We start from the raw sequence: 16,208 nt of genomic DNA on the forward strand, positions 1-16,208 counted from the left end.
TTGTTGGCGGCTTTGCCGCTTACAATAAGGCTGATCTTGGAGATCCATAATTTTGCCGAAGGTGAAATTATTAGCTTCAAGTCATGCCCATAGCGTTCCGACACATCTCCAATTCTTGCGGAAGACGGGAGGATTAATCTACCCCAAATTCCAATAGAAACCAAAATAACCAGTAACTCAAAATCGAGTTACTGGTTATTTGCTTGTTAGATTTTATTTACTGTGTGGTGCTTTGGGATGCAAGATTGATTCCTTATATGGAACGGTCTTGTCGCGTCCAAGGTACATCGTATAATATGGTGGAATATTATTTACGTAGTGCAATAGTTCTTGAGTCACAGCAGGGAGTTGATCCGGAGTTAATTGTGGCAACATATCAGGTGTAATCTTACCCTTGATACCATTGAAACGTTTAACTCTTTCTAGCAAGTATCTGATGTCGTATCTTGAAGGGTTGACTTCAAGAACATCTTTATCAACATCAAGTAGTTCGTAGACACTTTCCAAACCAGTTCTAACTGAAGTTTCAACAGTGAAGACAACATCGTCATCAACTTCAACGAATTGACCTAAGAAAGCTAGGTTAGTACAGCCATCAGGAACCACTTTAGGGCGATCGCCTAATTTACGTGGCATGAATTGGCTGGTTGCGTAAGGCATCATGGCTGTTGACATGTAAGTATGTTTTAGAACTTCATCTTTGATGTCCAACATACCTAGATGATAAAGAAGTTCGGTCATGATTTCGTCGCCGGTACAATCCCACATACGTTTCTTGATGTAGTTACCGACATTTTCACCGTAGAGACCATAGCCCCAACCAACTTCTTCATCGTCAGCTTGATATGGGAAGAATGGTTTGTGGTGGATTTCAAATGACATATCCCAATTTGAATCTTTGAACGTCATTAAACCACCAGTACCGGCTTTGCTTCCGGACAACTCTTCGATACGTCTGAAGAATTCAGGATAACCTTTGACAGTTGGGAAGAAGGAAATCCACTTTGTTTTGTCGATCTGGCCTAAGAATTTATCGGGATGTCCAAATTTATCATCCTTCTTGGCGAGATTCTTCCAAATAGTGAAGGTACCCATATCTTCAGTATCAGTGTTAGTTTTGGCAACAGTATTGTTATCACCGAAGCAACTATTTTCACTGATAGAGCCGCTAGTAACGAAGACTAAGTCCTTGTTGCTTACAGGGATAGTGACATCTTGACCGTTTTGATGGGCAAGAATTGCTTGAACAGTGTCATTCTTTGTATCAAGAGTTAAATCGTAAACTGAGAAGTTGTTGACGAAGTGAACTCCATGATCAATCAACCATCTTTCGATAGGTAAAATAATTGCGTCATATTCGTTATATTTAGTATGAATGAAACCTTCAAGATATTCATGACGGTTGATGAAAGTGAATCTTTGCCAGTAACGACGACATTCGATGGCACTGTGGTAGTGTTTGAAGGCTAGTTGACTGTGGAAGCAAGTCCAGAAATTAGTCTTGAAGAAATCTTTATCGAAAAATTCATCGATGCGTTTGTCAGCCAATTCTTCTTCGGTTGAAGAAACAATTTTAGCCATAGCGGTAACATAACGTTGAGGCATCTTATAGTTATGATATTGTCCATCAATTTCTCCTTGGTTAACGATAACTCTGGCTTCGGTGTGAATTGGTTCATCACGGTTGAAGTCAACGACATCATCAAGAACGGTTCTACCTTCATTTTCAAGTGAAGGGATCTTGCTGCAGAGATACCAGAGACATTCCATGTAAGGTTCTAGTTCACGTTCAGCACGGCAAAGATAACCTTTATTACCCTTAGTTCCGTCCATGGAACCACCCATAACAGGCTTCTTCTCGTAAATAGTAATGTTACGAGCTGGCATTTTAGCATCATCAATTAAGAATGCTGCTGTTGCCAATCCGGCGATTCCTCCACCAATGATATTAGCTTTGCGGTCGTCAATACCAGCTGGTTTGTGAGGATGATACATTGTTTTATAAATGTTCATTGTTGTTGCCTTCTTTCGAAAATGTCAAAGGAACTTTGTCCTTGCATTCAAGATAAAATAAACTCCGTGAATGAACAATTGACAAAAAAATAGAAGTGTAAATATTATTTACACTTCCCAATATCTGTAAAATTATTTGGCGTATTTATTCAAAGCTTTTTTGAAATCACCATGAATCAGAACACCAATCTGTTCAACAATTTCTTCAGGATCGTCTTTCATATCATCACTGATCCATTCAAAAATAACAGCAATGAAGGCGAGACTGTAAAAGTGAGCAATGAAGTCTTTATGATTTTGTGAAACCGACATACCCTTGGCCTGTTTCTCGACAATTTGAATAATGTATCCATAAAGTACGTCATAAATATATTTTTCCATTAAGTCACGATAAATGGAATGATAGACATTCTGAGCAATGACTTTGTTTTCTTTGATCTTGATCATAATATTGTAAAAACCTTCTTGCCAATTATCATAATCAGAAGCTTTATCTAGATACTTTTTAGCATTTTGGCAGGCAGAGTATTCCACCAGTGCATAAATATCGGAGAAATGATTGTAAAAGGTTTGTCTAGTTAAACCACATTCAGAAACGATATCTTTGACGGTGACTTTATCAACTGATTTGTTTTCTAAAAGTTTGTTTAGTGAGTCAATTAAAACATCTTCGGTACTAATTTGCATGAAATACATCCCCAACTGAATTAATGATATTAATTATATGATTTTTTAATTGCAAAAAGTAGCTGAGTAGTTGGTACTAATGATTGAAAACTTATAAAAAATTGTCTACAGACAAAATCGAACGTATGTTTTACAATGTTAAATAGTAATTTAAGGAGGGTAGTCTATGACGACTAAAATTGGAATTCGACAGCTAGTTGAGTTTGTACTACGTAGTGGTGACTTAATGGAAAGTAAAAATAGTCAAAATACAGCTCAAAATGGTTCTCGGATTCATCGTAGACTACAGAAGACACGCTCAAGAAATGCTGACTATGAAAGTGAAGTTTATTTAAAGACGGAAGTAACTATGAATGACAGTGAGTATGTTATTTCTGGACGTGCTGATGGGATAACAACGACGGATAAAAGTATCTTAATTGAAGAAATCAAAACATCAGATCAGCCCTTCGATGAGTTAAGCGATAATACTTTGGAACTCTATTGGGGACAAGTCAAAGTTTACGGCTACATTATTTTGAAAGAACATCCAGAGTTAAAGCATGTTGATTTACGATTGACTTATTTTCAAGTTAGCACCGAGACAATCACGAGTGATGACAAGACCTTTGAACGAGACGAATTAAATGAATTTTTTCAAAATTTAATAAGTGAATATGAATATTGGTTAGTCTTACGAGCTAAATTACGTAAAACTCGTAATCAGTCGATTCAACGGTTATCTTTTCCATTTGATAAATTCCGTGCAGGTCAACATGAATTGGCAGCGGCTGTTTATAAAACGGTTTATTATCAGAAGCGCCTTTTTGTTGAAGCACCAACCGGTACAGGTAAAACAATCTCTACTTTATTCCCAGCTATTAAATCAATGGGGGAGGAAAAGATTCAGCGGCTATTTTATTTGACTGCTAAACAGAGTACTAGGCGAGTTGCTGAGGAAACAATAGCTCTGATGTCCAAAAAGGGACTTCAATTGAAGAGTATTACTTTGACTGCTAAAGATAAAATACGTTTTAAAGAACAAAATGTGCCACCAGAAAAGGATCCATATATGATTGGTTATTATGATCGCTTAAAACCGGCTTTGGCTGATTTGTTAACTAATGAAGATGCGATTACTCGTGAGGTTGTGGAAAAGTATGCTAGAAAGCACACAGTTGATCCATTTGAATTTTCATTGGATGCTTCGTTATTTTGTGATGTTATTATTTGTGATTACAATTATTTATTCGATCCATTAGTTTATCTGCAACGTTTCTTCATTGAAAAGGACACAGATAATTTCTTTTTAATTGATGAAGCCCATAATTTGGTTAGTCGTTCACGTTCAATGTATTCAGCAGAAGTAAGTGATTTTAAGATTGCTTCATTGTTGAAGGCAGCAAAAAAAATTGAAACCAAAACTAGTAAGGATTTTCAAAAGCAGTTGAAAAAAGTGCGACGGGTCTTTAACCAAATGAAAAAACAATTACAGATAGATGATTTGGAAGAAAAAATAACCTCAGATGCACCAGATGAGTTGCTAAAAGTCTTAGGCAAATTTGATGACTTTATGGGTGGATGGATGCAGGACCAAAAACCGTCTGATTTTTTAGATAGCGCCAAAGATTATTTCTTCGATTGTCTGACATTTGTCAAAATTGGAGCGTTGTATAACGATACGTATAAGACTCGAATTGTGATTGAAAATAAGCATCTCACTGTTAAGCAATTGTGTCTCGATCCGAGCCATTTTATTGATCAAGCTTTAGATTTAGGCATAGGTGCAGTATTGTTTTCTGCCACGTTATCACCAATGGATTATTATCAAAGTGTTTTGGGTGGAAGTGATAATAGTTTAGCTTATCAATTGGCATCACCATTCCCGATTAATCATCAGGCAATTTTAATAACACAGTATATTCAGACGACTTATCGACAAAGAGAATTCAATCAAGAGAAAATTGTTGAGAGTTTGAAAACTCTAGTTGATAGCAAAAAGGGCAATTATTTATTCTTCTTTCCTTCATATGGTTATTTAGAGCAAGTGAGGACCAGCTTTGAAAAAAGTTATCCACATGTTAATACAATTGCTCAGACCTCTGAGATGGATAGTACAGCTCGACAAGAATTCTTGGACCAATTTGATAATGAAGCAGAGGAGACCTTGGTAGGTTTCTGTGTTTTAGGTGGTATCTTCTCTGAAGGAATTGACTTAAGAGGTGATAAATTAATTGGTGTTGCTATTGTCAGTGTTGGTTTACCAGGTTTGAGTGCCGAGAATAATTTGATTAGAGATTATTATGATAATAAAAATGGGCATGGTTTTGAATATGCTTATCAGATGCCAGGAATGAATAATGTTTTACAGGCTGCAGGACGTTTGATCAGGAGTAGCCATGATAAAGGCATTGTTTTGTTAGTAGATCAAAGATTTGGTAGTATGCGTTATACTAGACTTTTTCCACAGCATTGGCAGAACTATCGCCGCATTTCATCGTTGCAACAATTAACAGGTACAGTGGATAATTTTTGGAAGGAACAAGATGAAAACTAAGTTAACTAAGGATTTAGAAAGTACGCTTTATCAATACTGTAAAGAACAAGGCTCGTATGTTGTGGAAGAAGTATCGATGCCAGATGATAAAGGTATCGTTGATACTTTGAGTTATCAACAATTACGGGATGATCAGATCGAATGGCGTTGCTATGAATTGAAGGTAACCAAATCAGATTTTCACTCCAAGGCAAAATTATCTTTTATCGGTAATTACAATTACTTTGTTTTGCCACAGAAATTGTTTGAAGAAGTTATCGATGAAATACCCAGTCACATTGGCGTATTGATCTATCGTGCTTTTGATAAAAAAGCAATGGAGGCTTCACCACAGACACTAGTTGCACCAGGATTCTTAACTGTTGCTAAAAAAGCTCAATTTCAAGAATTACAAGTTGATGAAAAACAATTGACGAGTCATTTTGTAGCCTCACTTTTTAGAGAAGTTGATAAAGCTAAAAAGGTTGAGAAAGGTCTACAACTATATTCTGAAGATAGACTTTTTAAGGAATTAAAAAAACGCCAAAAAGCAGGATATGATGTTTATAACCCTGACAATAATCTTTATGATCGCTTTATTGAAGAAACACAGAGTGATGCTGTAACGGCGTTACAAGATGAACTGGATGCCAGAAACGCTGAATATCAAGAATTGAAGTTACAATTGCAGAAATTACAACAGCCCAACTTGGAGGATAAAATATGATTTATTATCCTTATTTTCGTGGGCGAATGTATGACTTGTTGGCATTGAAGGAACTATGTGAAGAAGACTGGTTCAATTCACAGATTGTTCCGATAATTGAACCAGTTCGTGATTCTAAGGAGTTACAAAGAACAGTCCAAACTTTCGTTGATAAAAAGCAGCCATTTAGTGTAATTGCCAATCCACAGGTTAGCGTATATGGTTTGAATGATACGAAACTTTATCCACTACCGAATGTGTATAACTTAGATTTTTATGTCCCCAGTGCCATCTTGGCAGCTGATTTTCGAAGTGATTTTATTAAAACTTTACCTCAACAAGAAGCAATTTTAATTGTTAATAATTATGAACTACTCAAAGTTTATCGTGATACACCTGCTTTAAAAAAAGTGAATAGAGTGTTAATTCCGAATGTTGCAAGGATGCATAAAATTGTTGGGTCTAAAGCTGCTAGTTTAACTGATCCATTTACTTTCCATCATCACGTGGAAGACTATAATCAATTAGATGATGAATTTTTTGAAGGTTCAGATTGGTATCAACAAATTGATGGATTCAAAGGTTTCGGTGATTATTCGATGTTAGGCCATATTTATTTTGATAAAGGTATGCCATCGAGAGCAATTGCAATTCATATTATTTATGTAACCGCGGATGGTAGTTTACGTGTGCATCATTTTGTTTCTGACAGTAACGAGTCTATGCGTGGACAAAAGCAAAAATTCTTTGAAGCTATGAATAAATTGGAACCTTGGGTCCATAAAAATATTAATGGGCTTAATTTGACTCCTGCATTAGAAACACTATTAGAATATGGTAATGGAGATAAGTTTCCTGGTCTAGGCGTTATAAAAAAGCTTTCAATAAAGCATCATTTAGAGTTAATGAGTCGTTTATCCGAACATAGATAGTTGCAAGTAATTTGGCGATTTGATTAAAAATGTTGGTAGAACGCCATTGCTTCAGGCCAGAATTTAACCAGTCGTATTCATTCCTGAGGTTTCTAAATTTTTAAAATAAAAAACAGTACTTATTTGAATATCCGTAATATACGGTAATCCCAAATAAGTACTGTTTTAGATTTCTGAATTATTGTTTAGAAAGAGGAGATGCTATCTTTTAATTCATCGAATTTTAGTGACATATTACCACCAAAGTTTGATAAGTCCTTGAGTACCATCGTTACCCAAGTCTTTATCATCAACTAATTTTTCATATAATTTCTTAGCTTGTTTAGTAGCAGGCAGGTCAAGCTTCATTTTTTCACTTTCATCAAGTGCAATACGCAAATCTTTAAGGAAATGTTTAGAGTAGAATCCGGGCTTGAAGTCACCATTTAAAATACGAGGTCCATAGTTTTCTAAGCTCCAATTGTCACCACTGCCGCCTTCAACGGTTTCTAAAACAGATTGCAGATCGAGACCGGCAGACTTGGCATAGACAAACATTTCTGTTAGACCAGTCATAGTACCGGCAATCATGATTTGATTAGCCATTTTAGCATGTTGACCGGCACCGTAAGATCCGAAGTAGTGATTGGCTTTACCGATAATTTCAAAAATAGGAAGAAGTGTTTGGTAAGCTTCTTTGGAACCACCGACCATGATAGTTAATTTACCATCACGAGCACCAACATCGCCGCCAGAAACAGGCGCATCTAAGGCTTGAACGCCAATCTCTTCAGCTTTTTGACCAATCTTTTTAGCAAGTGTTGGTGTGCTAGTTGTCATATCAACGATAATTTTATCAGCTGATAGACCGGCAAAGATACCATTGTCTTTGAAGTAGACATCTTCAACATCTTGTGGGAAACCAACCATTGAAAAGATTATATCAGCACTTTCAGCCACATCTTTAGGGTCAGCGTACCATTCAGCACCTTGATTAATTAGAGGTTCAGCTTTTGATTTTGTTCTTGTATAGATATCAACAGCGTAGCCTGCTTTTAGTAAATTGTTTATAACGCCACTACCCATGACGCCGGTACCAATGAAACCAATTTTTTGCATTATTATATCCTCCAATCATTGATTTAATTATAATATATACAAAAGATTTGTCAGTAATGATACATTTGAACTGTTTTATGTATGACGAGGTTTGCTATAATTCATATGATATGAATATATATTTACAGTAAAAGGAGGGGGGATTTCATGAAATTTATTAGAGACTACTATAAAAGTATTTTCGCAGCTCTTTTCTATGGAATAACCTCGGCTCTAGGAATTCAATTATTGCTACAGCCGGCAAAGCTTTATACCAGTGGTGTGACTGGTGCAGCACAGTTGATCGTTAACTTGCTTAATGAATTTGCACAAACAAATACGCCAGTTTACTTCTGGTATGCATTATTAAATTTACCATTAGTAATTTTGGCCTGGTTTAAGTTAGGCAAGAAGTTTACGATTCTATCGATTATTTCTATCGTTTCAGCATCGTTATTCATTTTAATCGTTCCATTGCATCCATTGACTAAAGATCCGTTACTGTCAGCTGTCTTTGGTGGTATCTTGTCTGGATCAGGTATCGGGCTTTGCTTCCGTTACGGTTTTTCAACTGGTGGAACAGATATTATTGCCTTGATTGTGCAAAGAAGTACTGGTAGAACGGTCGGGCAAGTCAGTTTTGCGGTTAATGCCATTATCATTACGATTGCCGGTTTTACCTTCGGCTGGGAATTGGCCCTATATACAATTATTTCAATTTATATTACTAATATGGTGATTGATAAGATGTATATTCAACAGCAAAAAATTACCGTTACAGTTTACACGCACAAAATTGATCAGATTTCTCAAGAATTACTCAAATCACTCAATCGTGGTTTGACGTTGGATTATCATTTGAAAGGTGCCTATTCTGGTGAAGAAATCGGTTCTATTACGATGGTTTTAACGAAGTATCAATTATTCTTCGCAAAGAAAATCATTTTGGACGTTGATCCTAATGCATTCATTAATATCCAGCCTACAATGTCAATTGCAGGTAAATTTAACGATAATTAAATATCTTAATTCAAATTAGAAAATAAAATTAAGCACAAATTGATGCCATAAATTTCCTCAAAAATAATATACTGAACCCAGCGATTCACGAGGAGATTCTAGATATGAAAACAATTATTTATACTCATCCGAATACTAGTAGTTTCAATCATGAGATTCTAAATACATTGTCGAACTATTTTAGTCGAAATGATGAGGAATTTGAAGTGATCAATTTGTATGCGGATAAATTTAATCCGATCCTTTCGGCAGAAGAATTGAAGGTCTACAGTCAAGGTCAAACTAGTGATGAATTGGTAAGAAAATATCAACGTCGGATAAATAATTCCGATGAATTGATCTTTATCTTTCCAATTTGGTGGCACAATTTGCCAGCTATGTTAAAGGGATTTTTTGATCGTGTCTTATTGAGTGGCTTTGCATATGATGAAAGTGATGGCTGGAAGGGTTTATTAACACAAATAAAAAGAGTCACGGTTGTAACCACTTCGACGACAACAAAAGACTATTTAGTGAATAATTGTGGAGATCCTATCCAATCAGTTTTTATTGATCGTACTTTAGCTGATATTGGTTTGAATCCTAAGAATACTACTTGGATTCATTTTGGTCAGGTTAATATAACAACTGATGAAAATCGTCAAAAATTTTTGATTGATTTAATTGAAGAATATGAAGATGCAAATTCATAAAATGGATTTGTGTCTTTTTTATATCAAATAATTCTAATTTGTTTTTAAAATTATGTTTAATTATTAAACTAAATAAAGAGGAAAAACTATAACTAATAAACTTTTTCCGAAATTAATCTACGATAAAACTAGATATTAACGGAATTTGGTTTAATATATTAATTATATTAAGGGATATTAATGAGGACGTTTTACTAATGCAAAAAAAAATTAACATATTGGGGATAGTGCAATTTATTTTCATTATTGCATCGGCTTTTTTAGTCGGTTTTATTTTGAATTACGCTCAAACAGGCGATATTGTCTTTTCCAAACAGATTGTTTTTCAATCAAATTTGAATACCTACTTATTAACGGTGTTGATCCTATTCTTCATCTATTTAGGTTTGTATGGCTTATGTAACCGTTTTTTCTATGCTTCAGCGATCTTCTACGTATTTTTCGCTATTTACGCAGTCGCTGACCGTTTGAAAGTTAATTATCGTTCAGAACCGATCTTACCTAGTGATTTGAGCCTTTTGAAGAATATTAAAGGACTTTTATCAATGGTTACGCCAAAAGTAGTTATTTTTATGGTAGTTCTATTAATAATTTTGATAGCGGCAGCCATTTTACTAGAACACTTTCTGGGCAAGCATACATTGCGCCTTAATTACATTGTCAGACTAATTTTTATTGCTCTAGCAGTTATCAGTATTGGTAGTTTCTACACAGCTAGTGATAACAATTCTTTTACTTATAAAGTTCTAGCTAAGGCTGGTTATACTAACTATGCTTCTAATATCAATCAATCGGCCAATAGTAATGGCCCAATGTTGACCTTTTTAGGTAACATGTACGTTGATGTGATGGATAAGCCTAAAGGTTATAGCAAACAGAAAATGGAAAAATTGGTTAAAAAATATCAAGGTGTTGCTGAAGATATTAATCAAGATCGTTCTAATAGTAATTTGAGTAAGCAAACTTTGATCTTTGTTTTGAGTGAGAGTTTCTCTAATCCTAACCGAGTTCCTGGTGTAAAACTCAATCAAAATCCAATTCCTAACATTGAAAAAATCAAAGAGAACACCACGTCTGGTTTGATGATGAGTTCTGGATATGGTGGGGGAACTGCCAACATGGAATACATGACTTTGACAGGTCTAGCTATGAACCAATTCTCAGATTCTTTGCAATCACCTTATACGCAGCTAGTTAATAAGCAAGAGAATCCAATTAACATTTCCAATAGCTTTAAGACGAGTGCTGCCATTCATCCATTTCACGGTAATTTTTATAATCGTAATTCAGTTTATAAGAATTTTGGAATTCAATCATTTAGAAACCTTGATACTGCTAAGACAGAACCTTTGAAGTATGCCGATACATTACCAGAAATGGAATATGTCAGTGATGAATCAGCTTATAAGGATACTTTATGGCAAATCAATCAAGCCAAGGGTGGACAGTTTATCAACTTGGTTACAATGCAAAATCATATGCCTTATACCAATAACTACACTAACAATCCATTCAAGGCCAGTGGTTCTGGCGTTACAGATAGTTCACGTACACAAATAGAAAATTTTGCTAAAAGTATTAATACCACTGATAATTCAACTAAAGAGTTTTTGGCTGAGTTAGATAAGGTAAAGAAACCAATTACAGTTGTTTGGTATGGTGATCATTTACCAGGTATATATGATGGCGTGGATATTTATAAATATAATGTTGAAGAACATCAAACAGATTATTTTATTTATAGTAATAAGTACGCCAGAGATCATGGTGAAGGCACAACTAAGCTAAATAATGCTACAAAAGTAACTGATCCTAATGGATTTATTCCATTGGCTTTGGAACAAATGGATCAAAAGGTAACGCCTTACTATGCACTGTTAACTAAGGTTCAACAAGATGCTCCAGCTATGGCCAAGAGTATCGATGAAGGTACTAATAATTTGTATGTAAATCAAGACGGTAAGAGTGTTGATAAATTGACTAAGAAGCAACAGCAAATTATTGATGATTATCGGATGGTTCAGTATGATTTAACTGCTGGTAAAGGATATTCGAAAGCAACGATCAATAAGTAAAAATATCTTTAAATTTTTACTCTAAATTACATAATCTTATTAAAATAGAAAAAGTGTTCATATTAACGGTACATATTAGTTGATATGAACATTATTTTTTTACTTTCTAAAAAAATAAAAGAGGTATTATTAATGTAATGATATATATGTTAAAGGGATGTTTTGACTATGCAGAGAAAAAGAATCGCTTATTTAGGACAAGGTTTGTTTACCATTTTGTCAGCTTTCTTGATGGGATACTTATTAGATTATGCTCAACTAACATCAATTTCTTATAGTGCTCAGATGGTTTTTAAAGATAATTTTGCGGTCTATTTGGTAACGGTGGTGGTCCTACTGATTGTTTATTGGGGGTTGTATGGTTTAACAAATCATTTCTTCGTTTCGACAACGATTTTTTATATTTTCTTTGGTATCTACGGACTAGCGGATCATCTAAAAGTACAGTATCGTTCAGAACCAATTTTGCCTAGTGACTTGATGTTCTTAGGTAATATTAGGGAATTACTCTCAATGATTAAACTCGGTTTGATTGTTTGGGTCGTTGCTATAATTCTAGTTCTAGTTGCATTATGTTTTGTCTTAGAAAAACAGTACAGTAAGAATTTTCTACATTTTAAACCGATTCCTAGAGTTCTATTGGTGTTGTTAATGGTTTTGGGCTTAGGTAGTTTTTATACCTCTAATCGCGAGGGAAGTTTTAATCACGCTATCCTCAACAAGGCAGGCTATTCGGATTTTGCAGCCAATATTAATTGGTCGGCTAATAGTAATGGTCCATTACTGACATTCTTAAGCAATATGCATATTGATGTTATGGATAAGCCAGTTAATTACAGTAAAACCACTATGCAACGTATCGTTACGAAATATCGTAACGAAGCAGATGAAATTAATCAGAATCGTCCTAATAATAATTTACGAAAACAGACTTTGATTTTTATTTTGAGTGAAAGCTTTTCTGATCCTAGTCGTGTTCCCAATATAAAGATGAATCAAGAAGTAATTCCTAATATTAAAAAAATTAAACAGGATAATACTTCAGGCTTGATGATGAGCTCTAGTTATGGTGGGGGAACGGCCAATATTGAATATATGACTTTAACAGGTCTAGCCTATAATCAATTTTCAAAATCTTTAAACTCGCCATTTACCCAGTTAGTTATTAAACAAAAACATCCACTCAATATTGCCAATAGTTTCAAAACTACTGCAGCAATTCACCCTTATTATGGTAATTTCTATGATCGTGATACGGTTTATCAGAAATTTGGTATGCAAACTTTTAGAAATATTAATACTTCCGGTAAGCTGGGGCTACATTACACGGCAACAGCTGACGGAGGACAATATATTAGTGATGACTCGGCCTATAAAGAAGCTTTATGGCAAATTAATCAAAAAAAGGGTGGGCAATTCATTAATCTTGTAACGATGCAAAATCATATGCCTTATACGACTAATTATGCTGGTAATCAATTTAAAGCTACTGGTAAAGGTGCAGGAAAGAATCTGCAACAAGTCGCTAATTTCGCTAAGGGTTTGAGTATGACTGATGAGACAACCCAAAACTTTTTAGATGAGATTGATAAAATTTCAAAGCCAATCACAATTGTTTGGTATGGCGATCACTTACCAGGAATTTACGATGGCAATAAGATGTCACAATATAACGTTCAGCAACATACAACTGATTACTTTGTTTATAGTAATCGTTATGCTCTGGAACATAATTATGGTACGAAGAAGTTGTCTGATGCTACGAAAGTAACTGATCCAAATGGTTTTATACCTTTAGCGTTGAGGCAAATGAAACAACAAGTTACGCCTTACTATGCTTTGTTGACGCAAGTTGAAGAGGATGTTCCCGCTATGGCTCGTAATAGTGTTGGTGGGAATGAAAGTCTTTATGTTAATAATAGTGAAAAACAGGTTTCCACGAATAAATTAAATAAGAAGCAGAAACGGATCATTCACGACTATCGTTTGGTTCAGTATGATTTGACTGCTGGTAAAGGTTATTCTCGAAATATTATTAATAAGTAGTTTTTAGAAAGGGGAGTTTTTGGAGCTTCTCTTTTTTGTTGGAGAATTTTACTAAGAAAAATAACCAAGGTTCTATGCAATATAGTGGAAACGAGCTACGCAAGGGAACCCATTCCGGTTTGCTACAGTACTGAAATTGCCCGCATAGTACGCGGTCGATTCCAGTACTTAGGCAAATCCTCGTGGGTTGAGCGCCCTTGCTTCGCTCTCTTTTTTAAAACTGGAAACACTTTCATTCAAATAGACCCCAAAATCAGGAGTACACTTAGAATATTGACTTACAAAAATGGGGATGAAATTAAGTTTTGAATTTAAAGAGTTTCTTTTATATATTGATACCAACTTTTCTTTTTAGTTCTATGGAAATTGCCTTGAAGATTGCCGGTGGGCAATTTAATCCAATTGAATTGAACTTTGTCAGATTCTTGATTGGTGGTTTGGCTCTTTTGCCTTTCACTATGATGTACATTAGAAAGCACAGTGTCAGATTATCTAGATCTGATTTTGGACGTATTGCTCTAACTGGTTTTGTTATCGTGGTTTTGAGTATGACGTTGTATCAATTATCTATCGGGATGGCTACTGCTTCGGTTATCGCTATTATGTTGAGTGCTAATCCTATCTTTGGTTTAATTATTGGTTTCGTGTTCTTAAAAGAAAAATTATCTAGAACTAATGTTTTAGCTCTAGTTTTGACTTTGATTGGTCTTTTGATCATTATTAATCCATTCCACTTGAGTGGTGCTATGGGTATCATGTTAGGATTGCTTTCATCAATTCTTTTCGGTGTCTATGGTGTTATGTCACGTGTTAATGGTGGCAAAATTGGTTTAAATGGTCTTTCAATGACTTGTTTATCATTCTTGTTTGGTTCAGCTGAATTGGGTGTTTTGATGGGTCTAAGTCACTTACCAATTGCTCAAAATATTCCAAGTAACTATTCTGAGTTTGTTAATATTCCTTTCTTCAAGGGAATCTCTTTACAAACATTACCATTGATTCTTTACATTTCTGTCTTGGTTACTGGTGTAGCTTTCGGTTTGTACTTCCTTTCAATGGAAAAGGTTGGTATTCTTCAAGCTTCATTGATTTTCCTAGTCAAACCAGCTTTGGCTCCCGTCTTGGCATTGATAGTTTTAGGCGAAGCCATGAAGGTTAATACTATTATCGGTATTGTTGTTATCTTGCTCGGTTCGTTCGTTACTCTTATGGGCGAAAAGATTGCTTACAGTGTTATGGCTATTTTCAAACGTAATAATCCTGAAGCACATCAAGAAGTTGATGAATTGGCTAAGGTTAAAGAAGAACTTGAAAATGGTGAACTTGCTAAACGTGGACGTGCTACTGAAGAAGCAGTTCGTCACTCGATTGAAGAAAAACGTCAAGCACATGAATTACCATCTGAAAATTAAAATACTCATTTATTAAAATTAAGATTACGAATTAGACGTAATCTTATTTTTTTTGGCATAATTGAGCTATTATAAAGGTAACGGTTTCAAAATAGCGAGGTGAACGTATGACTGATTTAGTAAAAATTGGTAACACGAATGTAGTAAGTAAAAAATTAGGCTTAGGGACTAATAAAGTTGGTGGCCATAATATTTTTACGGGATTAAAGGATAAAGATGGTTATGCGGTAGTAAAAGAAGCTATTGAAAGTGGCATTACTACTTTGGATACAGCCTATATGTACGGTTTAGGGCGCTCTGAGGAAATTATTGGTGATGTTATTCAAGATTATGACCGTAGTAAATTAATTATTGCGACAAAGGCAGCACAAGATTCTAGTAGGAATAAAGTAGACAATAGTCCAGAATTCTTAAGAAAATCTGTCGATGAAGCACTAAAACGGTTAAAAACAGATTACATTGACATTTTTTATATTCATTTTCCAGATGAAAAGACACCTAAAGATCAAGCCGTAAGAGCTTTGAATGAACTAAAAAAGAGTGGCAAAATCAGAGCCATTGGTGTTTCTAATTTTTCATTGGCTCAAATTAAAGAAGCAAATAAAGAAGGTTTCGTTGATATTGTTGAGGATAATTACAGTCTGTTACACCGTGACGCTGAAAAAGAACTATTCCCATATTTAAAGGAAAATAAGATTTCCTTTGTTCCATATTTCCCACTGGCGTCGGGCCTATTAACTGGGAAATATAGATTCAGCGACAGTGATAAGTTTAGTCAATATAGTCGAGAAAAATTTGGTGATATTATCACCTCATTAGAGATTGTGGAGAAGATTGCTGACAGATACGAGGCAACCGTCGCCCAAGTGATTTTGGCTTGGTACATGAAAAATCCTAATATTTCGATCGTAATTCCAGGGGCTAGAAAACCGGAACAAGTCGATCAAAACGTTAAGTCATTAGATATCAAACTGAGTGATAAAGATTATCGCACGATTGATGAAGCTTTTATGGATGTTGAATAGCTTTGAAT

At 35.0% G+C, this 16,208-nt stretch carries 12 protein-coding genes; 9 read left to right on the forward strand and 3 right to left on the reverse strand.

What is annotated here, in order from left to right; translation table 11 throughout:
• Nucleotides 1-213: 213 nt before the first annotated feature.
• Nucleotides 214-2,013 (reverse strand): oleate hydratase, encoded by a 1,800-nt coding sequence (locus FC97_RS04775; RefSeq protein WP_054642852.1) that lies wholly within the window; start codon nucleotides 2,011-2,013, stop codon nucleotides 214-216.
• Between the two features lie 132 nt (nucleotides 2,014-2,145).
• Nucleotides 2,146-2,700: a TetR/AcrR family transcriptional regulator gene (locus tag FC97_RS04780; protein WP_054642853.1), complete on the reverse strand. Its 555-nt coding sequence runs from the start codon at nucleotides 2,698-2,700 to the stop codon at nucleotides 2,146-2,148.
• A 166-nt stretch (nucleotides 2,701-2,866) separates the two neighbouring features.
• On the opposite strand from FC97_RS04780, the gene FC97_RS04785 reads away from it, so the two are divergent.
• The 3 genes from FC97_RS04785 to FC97_RS04795 are packed head-to-tail and all read left to right on the forward strand — an operon-like array spanning nucleotide 2,867 to nucleotide 6,853.
• Nucleotides 2,867-5,236 carry an ATP-dependent DNA helicase gene (locus FC97_RS04785; protein WP_056967876.1) on the forward strand — a complete coding sequence of 790 codons (2,370 nt, stop codon included), beginning with the start codon at nucleotides 2,867-2,869 and terminating at the stop codon, nucleotides 5,234-5,236.
• Entirely contained in the window at nucleotides 5,226-5,942 is a 717-nt protein-coding gene (locus FC97_RS04790; RefSeq protein ID WP_056967879.1) for a hypothetical protein, read from the forward strand. Before FC97_RS04785 ends, FC97_RS04790 begins: the two co-directional genes overlap by 11 nt.
• A complete protein-coding gene (locus tag FC97_RS04795; RefSeq protein ID WP_087882345.1) occupies nucleotides 5,939-6,853 on the forward strand; it encodes a sce7725 family protein in 915 nt (304 codons plus the stop codon). The genes FC97_RS04790 and FC97_RS04795 overlap by 4 nt, the downstream gene beginning before the upstream one ends.
• Before the next feature lie 234 nt (nucleotides 6,854-7,087).
• On the opposite strand, the gene FC97_RS04800 is transcribed toward FC97_RS04795, so the two are convergent.
• Nucleotides 7,088-7,951 (reverse strand): NAD(P)-dependent oxidoreductase, encoded by an 864-nt coding sequence (locus tag FC97_RS04800; protein WP_054642854.1) that lies wholly within the window; start codon nucleotides 7,949-7,951, stop codon nucleotides 7,088-7,090.
• Between the two features lie 147 nt (nucleotides 7,952-8,098).
• On the opposite strand from FC97_RS04800, the gene FC97_RS04805 reads away from it, so the two are divergent.
• From FC97_RS04805 to FC97_RS04830, 6 genes are all read left to right on the forward strand, one after another.
• The gene (locus FC97_RS04805) at nucleotides 8,099-8,950 is read left to right on the forward strand and encodes a YitT family protein (RefSeq protein ID WP_054642855.1); all 852 of its coding nucleotides are present in this window, start codon (nucleotides 8,099-8,101) and stop codon (nucleotides 8,948-8,950) included.
• Nucleotides 8,951-9,054: 104 nt separating this feature from the next.
• Nucleotides 9,055-9,642, forward strand: a complete 588-nt coding sequence (locus FC97_RS04810; protein ID WP_054642856.1) for an NAD(P)H-dependent oxidoreductase — start codon at nucleotides 9,055-9,057, stop codon at nucleotides 9,640-9,642.
• A 197-nt stretch (nucleotides 9,643-9,839) separates the two neighbouring features.
• Nucleotides 9,840-11,717 carry an LTA synthase family protein gene (locus tag FC97_RS04815; protein ID WP_054642857.1) on the forward strand — a complete coding sequence of 626 codons (1,878 nt, stop codon included), beginning with the start codon at nucleotides 9,840-9,842 and terminating at the stop codon, nucleotides 11,715-11,717.
• Nucleotides 11,718-11,885: 168 nt separating this feature from the next.
• On the forward strand, nucleotides 11,886-13,763 hold the full coding sequence (locus tag FC97_RS04820; protein WP_054642858.1) for an LTA synthase family protein: 1,878 nt from the start codon (nucleotides 11,886-11,888) through the stop codon (nucleotides 13,761-13,763).
• A gap of 305 nt (nucleotides 13,764-14,068) precedes the next feature.
• Nucleotides 14,069-15,175 carry a DMT family transporter gene (locus FC97_RS04825; protein ID WP_054642859.1) on the forward strand — a complete coding sequence of 369 codons (1,107 nt, stop codon included), beginning with the start codon at nucleotides 14,069-14,071 and terminating at the stop codon, nucleotides 15,173-15,175.
• A gap of 107 nt (nucleotides 15,176-15,282) precedes the next feature.
• Nucleotides 15,283-16,200, forward strand: a complete 918-nt coding sequence (locus FC97_RS04830) for an aldo/keto reductase (RefSeq protein WP_054642860.1) — start codon at nucleotides 15,283-15,285, stop codon at nucleotides 16,198-16,200.
• Nucleotides 16,201-16,208: the final 8 nt, after the last annotated feature.

The organism is Companilactobacillus kimchii DSM 13961 = JCM 10707 (assembly GCF_001435445.1).
GTDB lineage: Bacteria > Bacillota > Bacilli > Lactobacillales > Lactobacillaceae > Companilactobacillus > Companilactobacillus kimchii.

Coding starts and splice junctions, on each gene's coding strand:
- FC97_RS04775 (WP_054642852.1), bottom strand. CDS start 2,013: ATGAACATTTATAAAACAATGTATCATCCTCACAAACCAGCTGGTATT.
- FC97_RS04780 (WP_054642853.1), bottom strand. CDS start 2,700: ATGCAAATTAGTACCGAAGATGTTTTAATTGACTCACTAAACAAACTT.
- FC97_RS04785 (WP_056967876.1), top strand. CDS start 2,867: ATGACGACTAAAATTGGAATTCGACAGCTAGTTGAGTTTGTACTACGT.
- FC97_RS04790 (WP_056967879.1), top strand. CDS start 5,226: ATGAAAACTAAGTTAACTAAGGATTTAGAAAGTACGCTTTATCAATAC.
- FC97_RS04795 (WP_087882345.1), top strand. CDS start 5,939: ATGATTTATTATCCTTATTTTCGTGGGCGAATGTATGACTTGTTGGCA.
- FC97_RS04800 (WP_054642854.1), bottom strand. CDS start 7,951: ATGCAAAAAATTGGTTTCATTGGTACCGGCGTCATGGGTAGTGGCGTT.
- FC97_RS04805 (WP_054642855.1), top strand. CDS start 8,099: ATGAAATTTATTAGAGACTACTATAAAAGTATTTTCGCAGCTCTTTTC.
- FC97_RS04810 (WP_054642856.1), top strand. CDS start 9,055: ATGAAAACAATTATTTATACTCATCCGAATACTAGTAGTTTCAATCAT.
- FC97_RS04815 (WP_054642857.1), top strand. CDS start 9,840: ATGCAAAAAAAAATTAACATATTGGGGATAGTGCAATTTATTTTCATT.
- FC97_RS04820 (WP_054642858.1), top strand. CDS start 11,886: ATGCAGAGAAAAAGAATCGCTTATTTAGGACAAGGTTTGTTTACCATT.
- FC97_RS04830 (WP_054642860.1), top strand. CDS start 15,283: ATGACTGATTTAGTAAAAATTGGTAACACGAATGTAGTAAGTAAAAAA.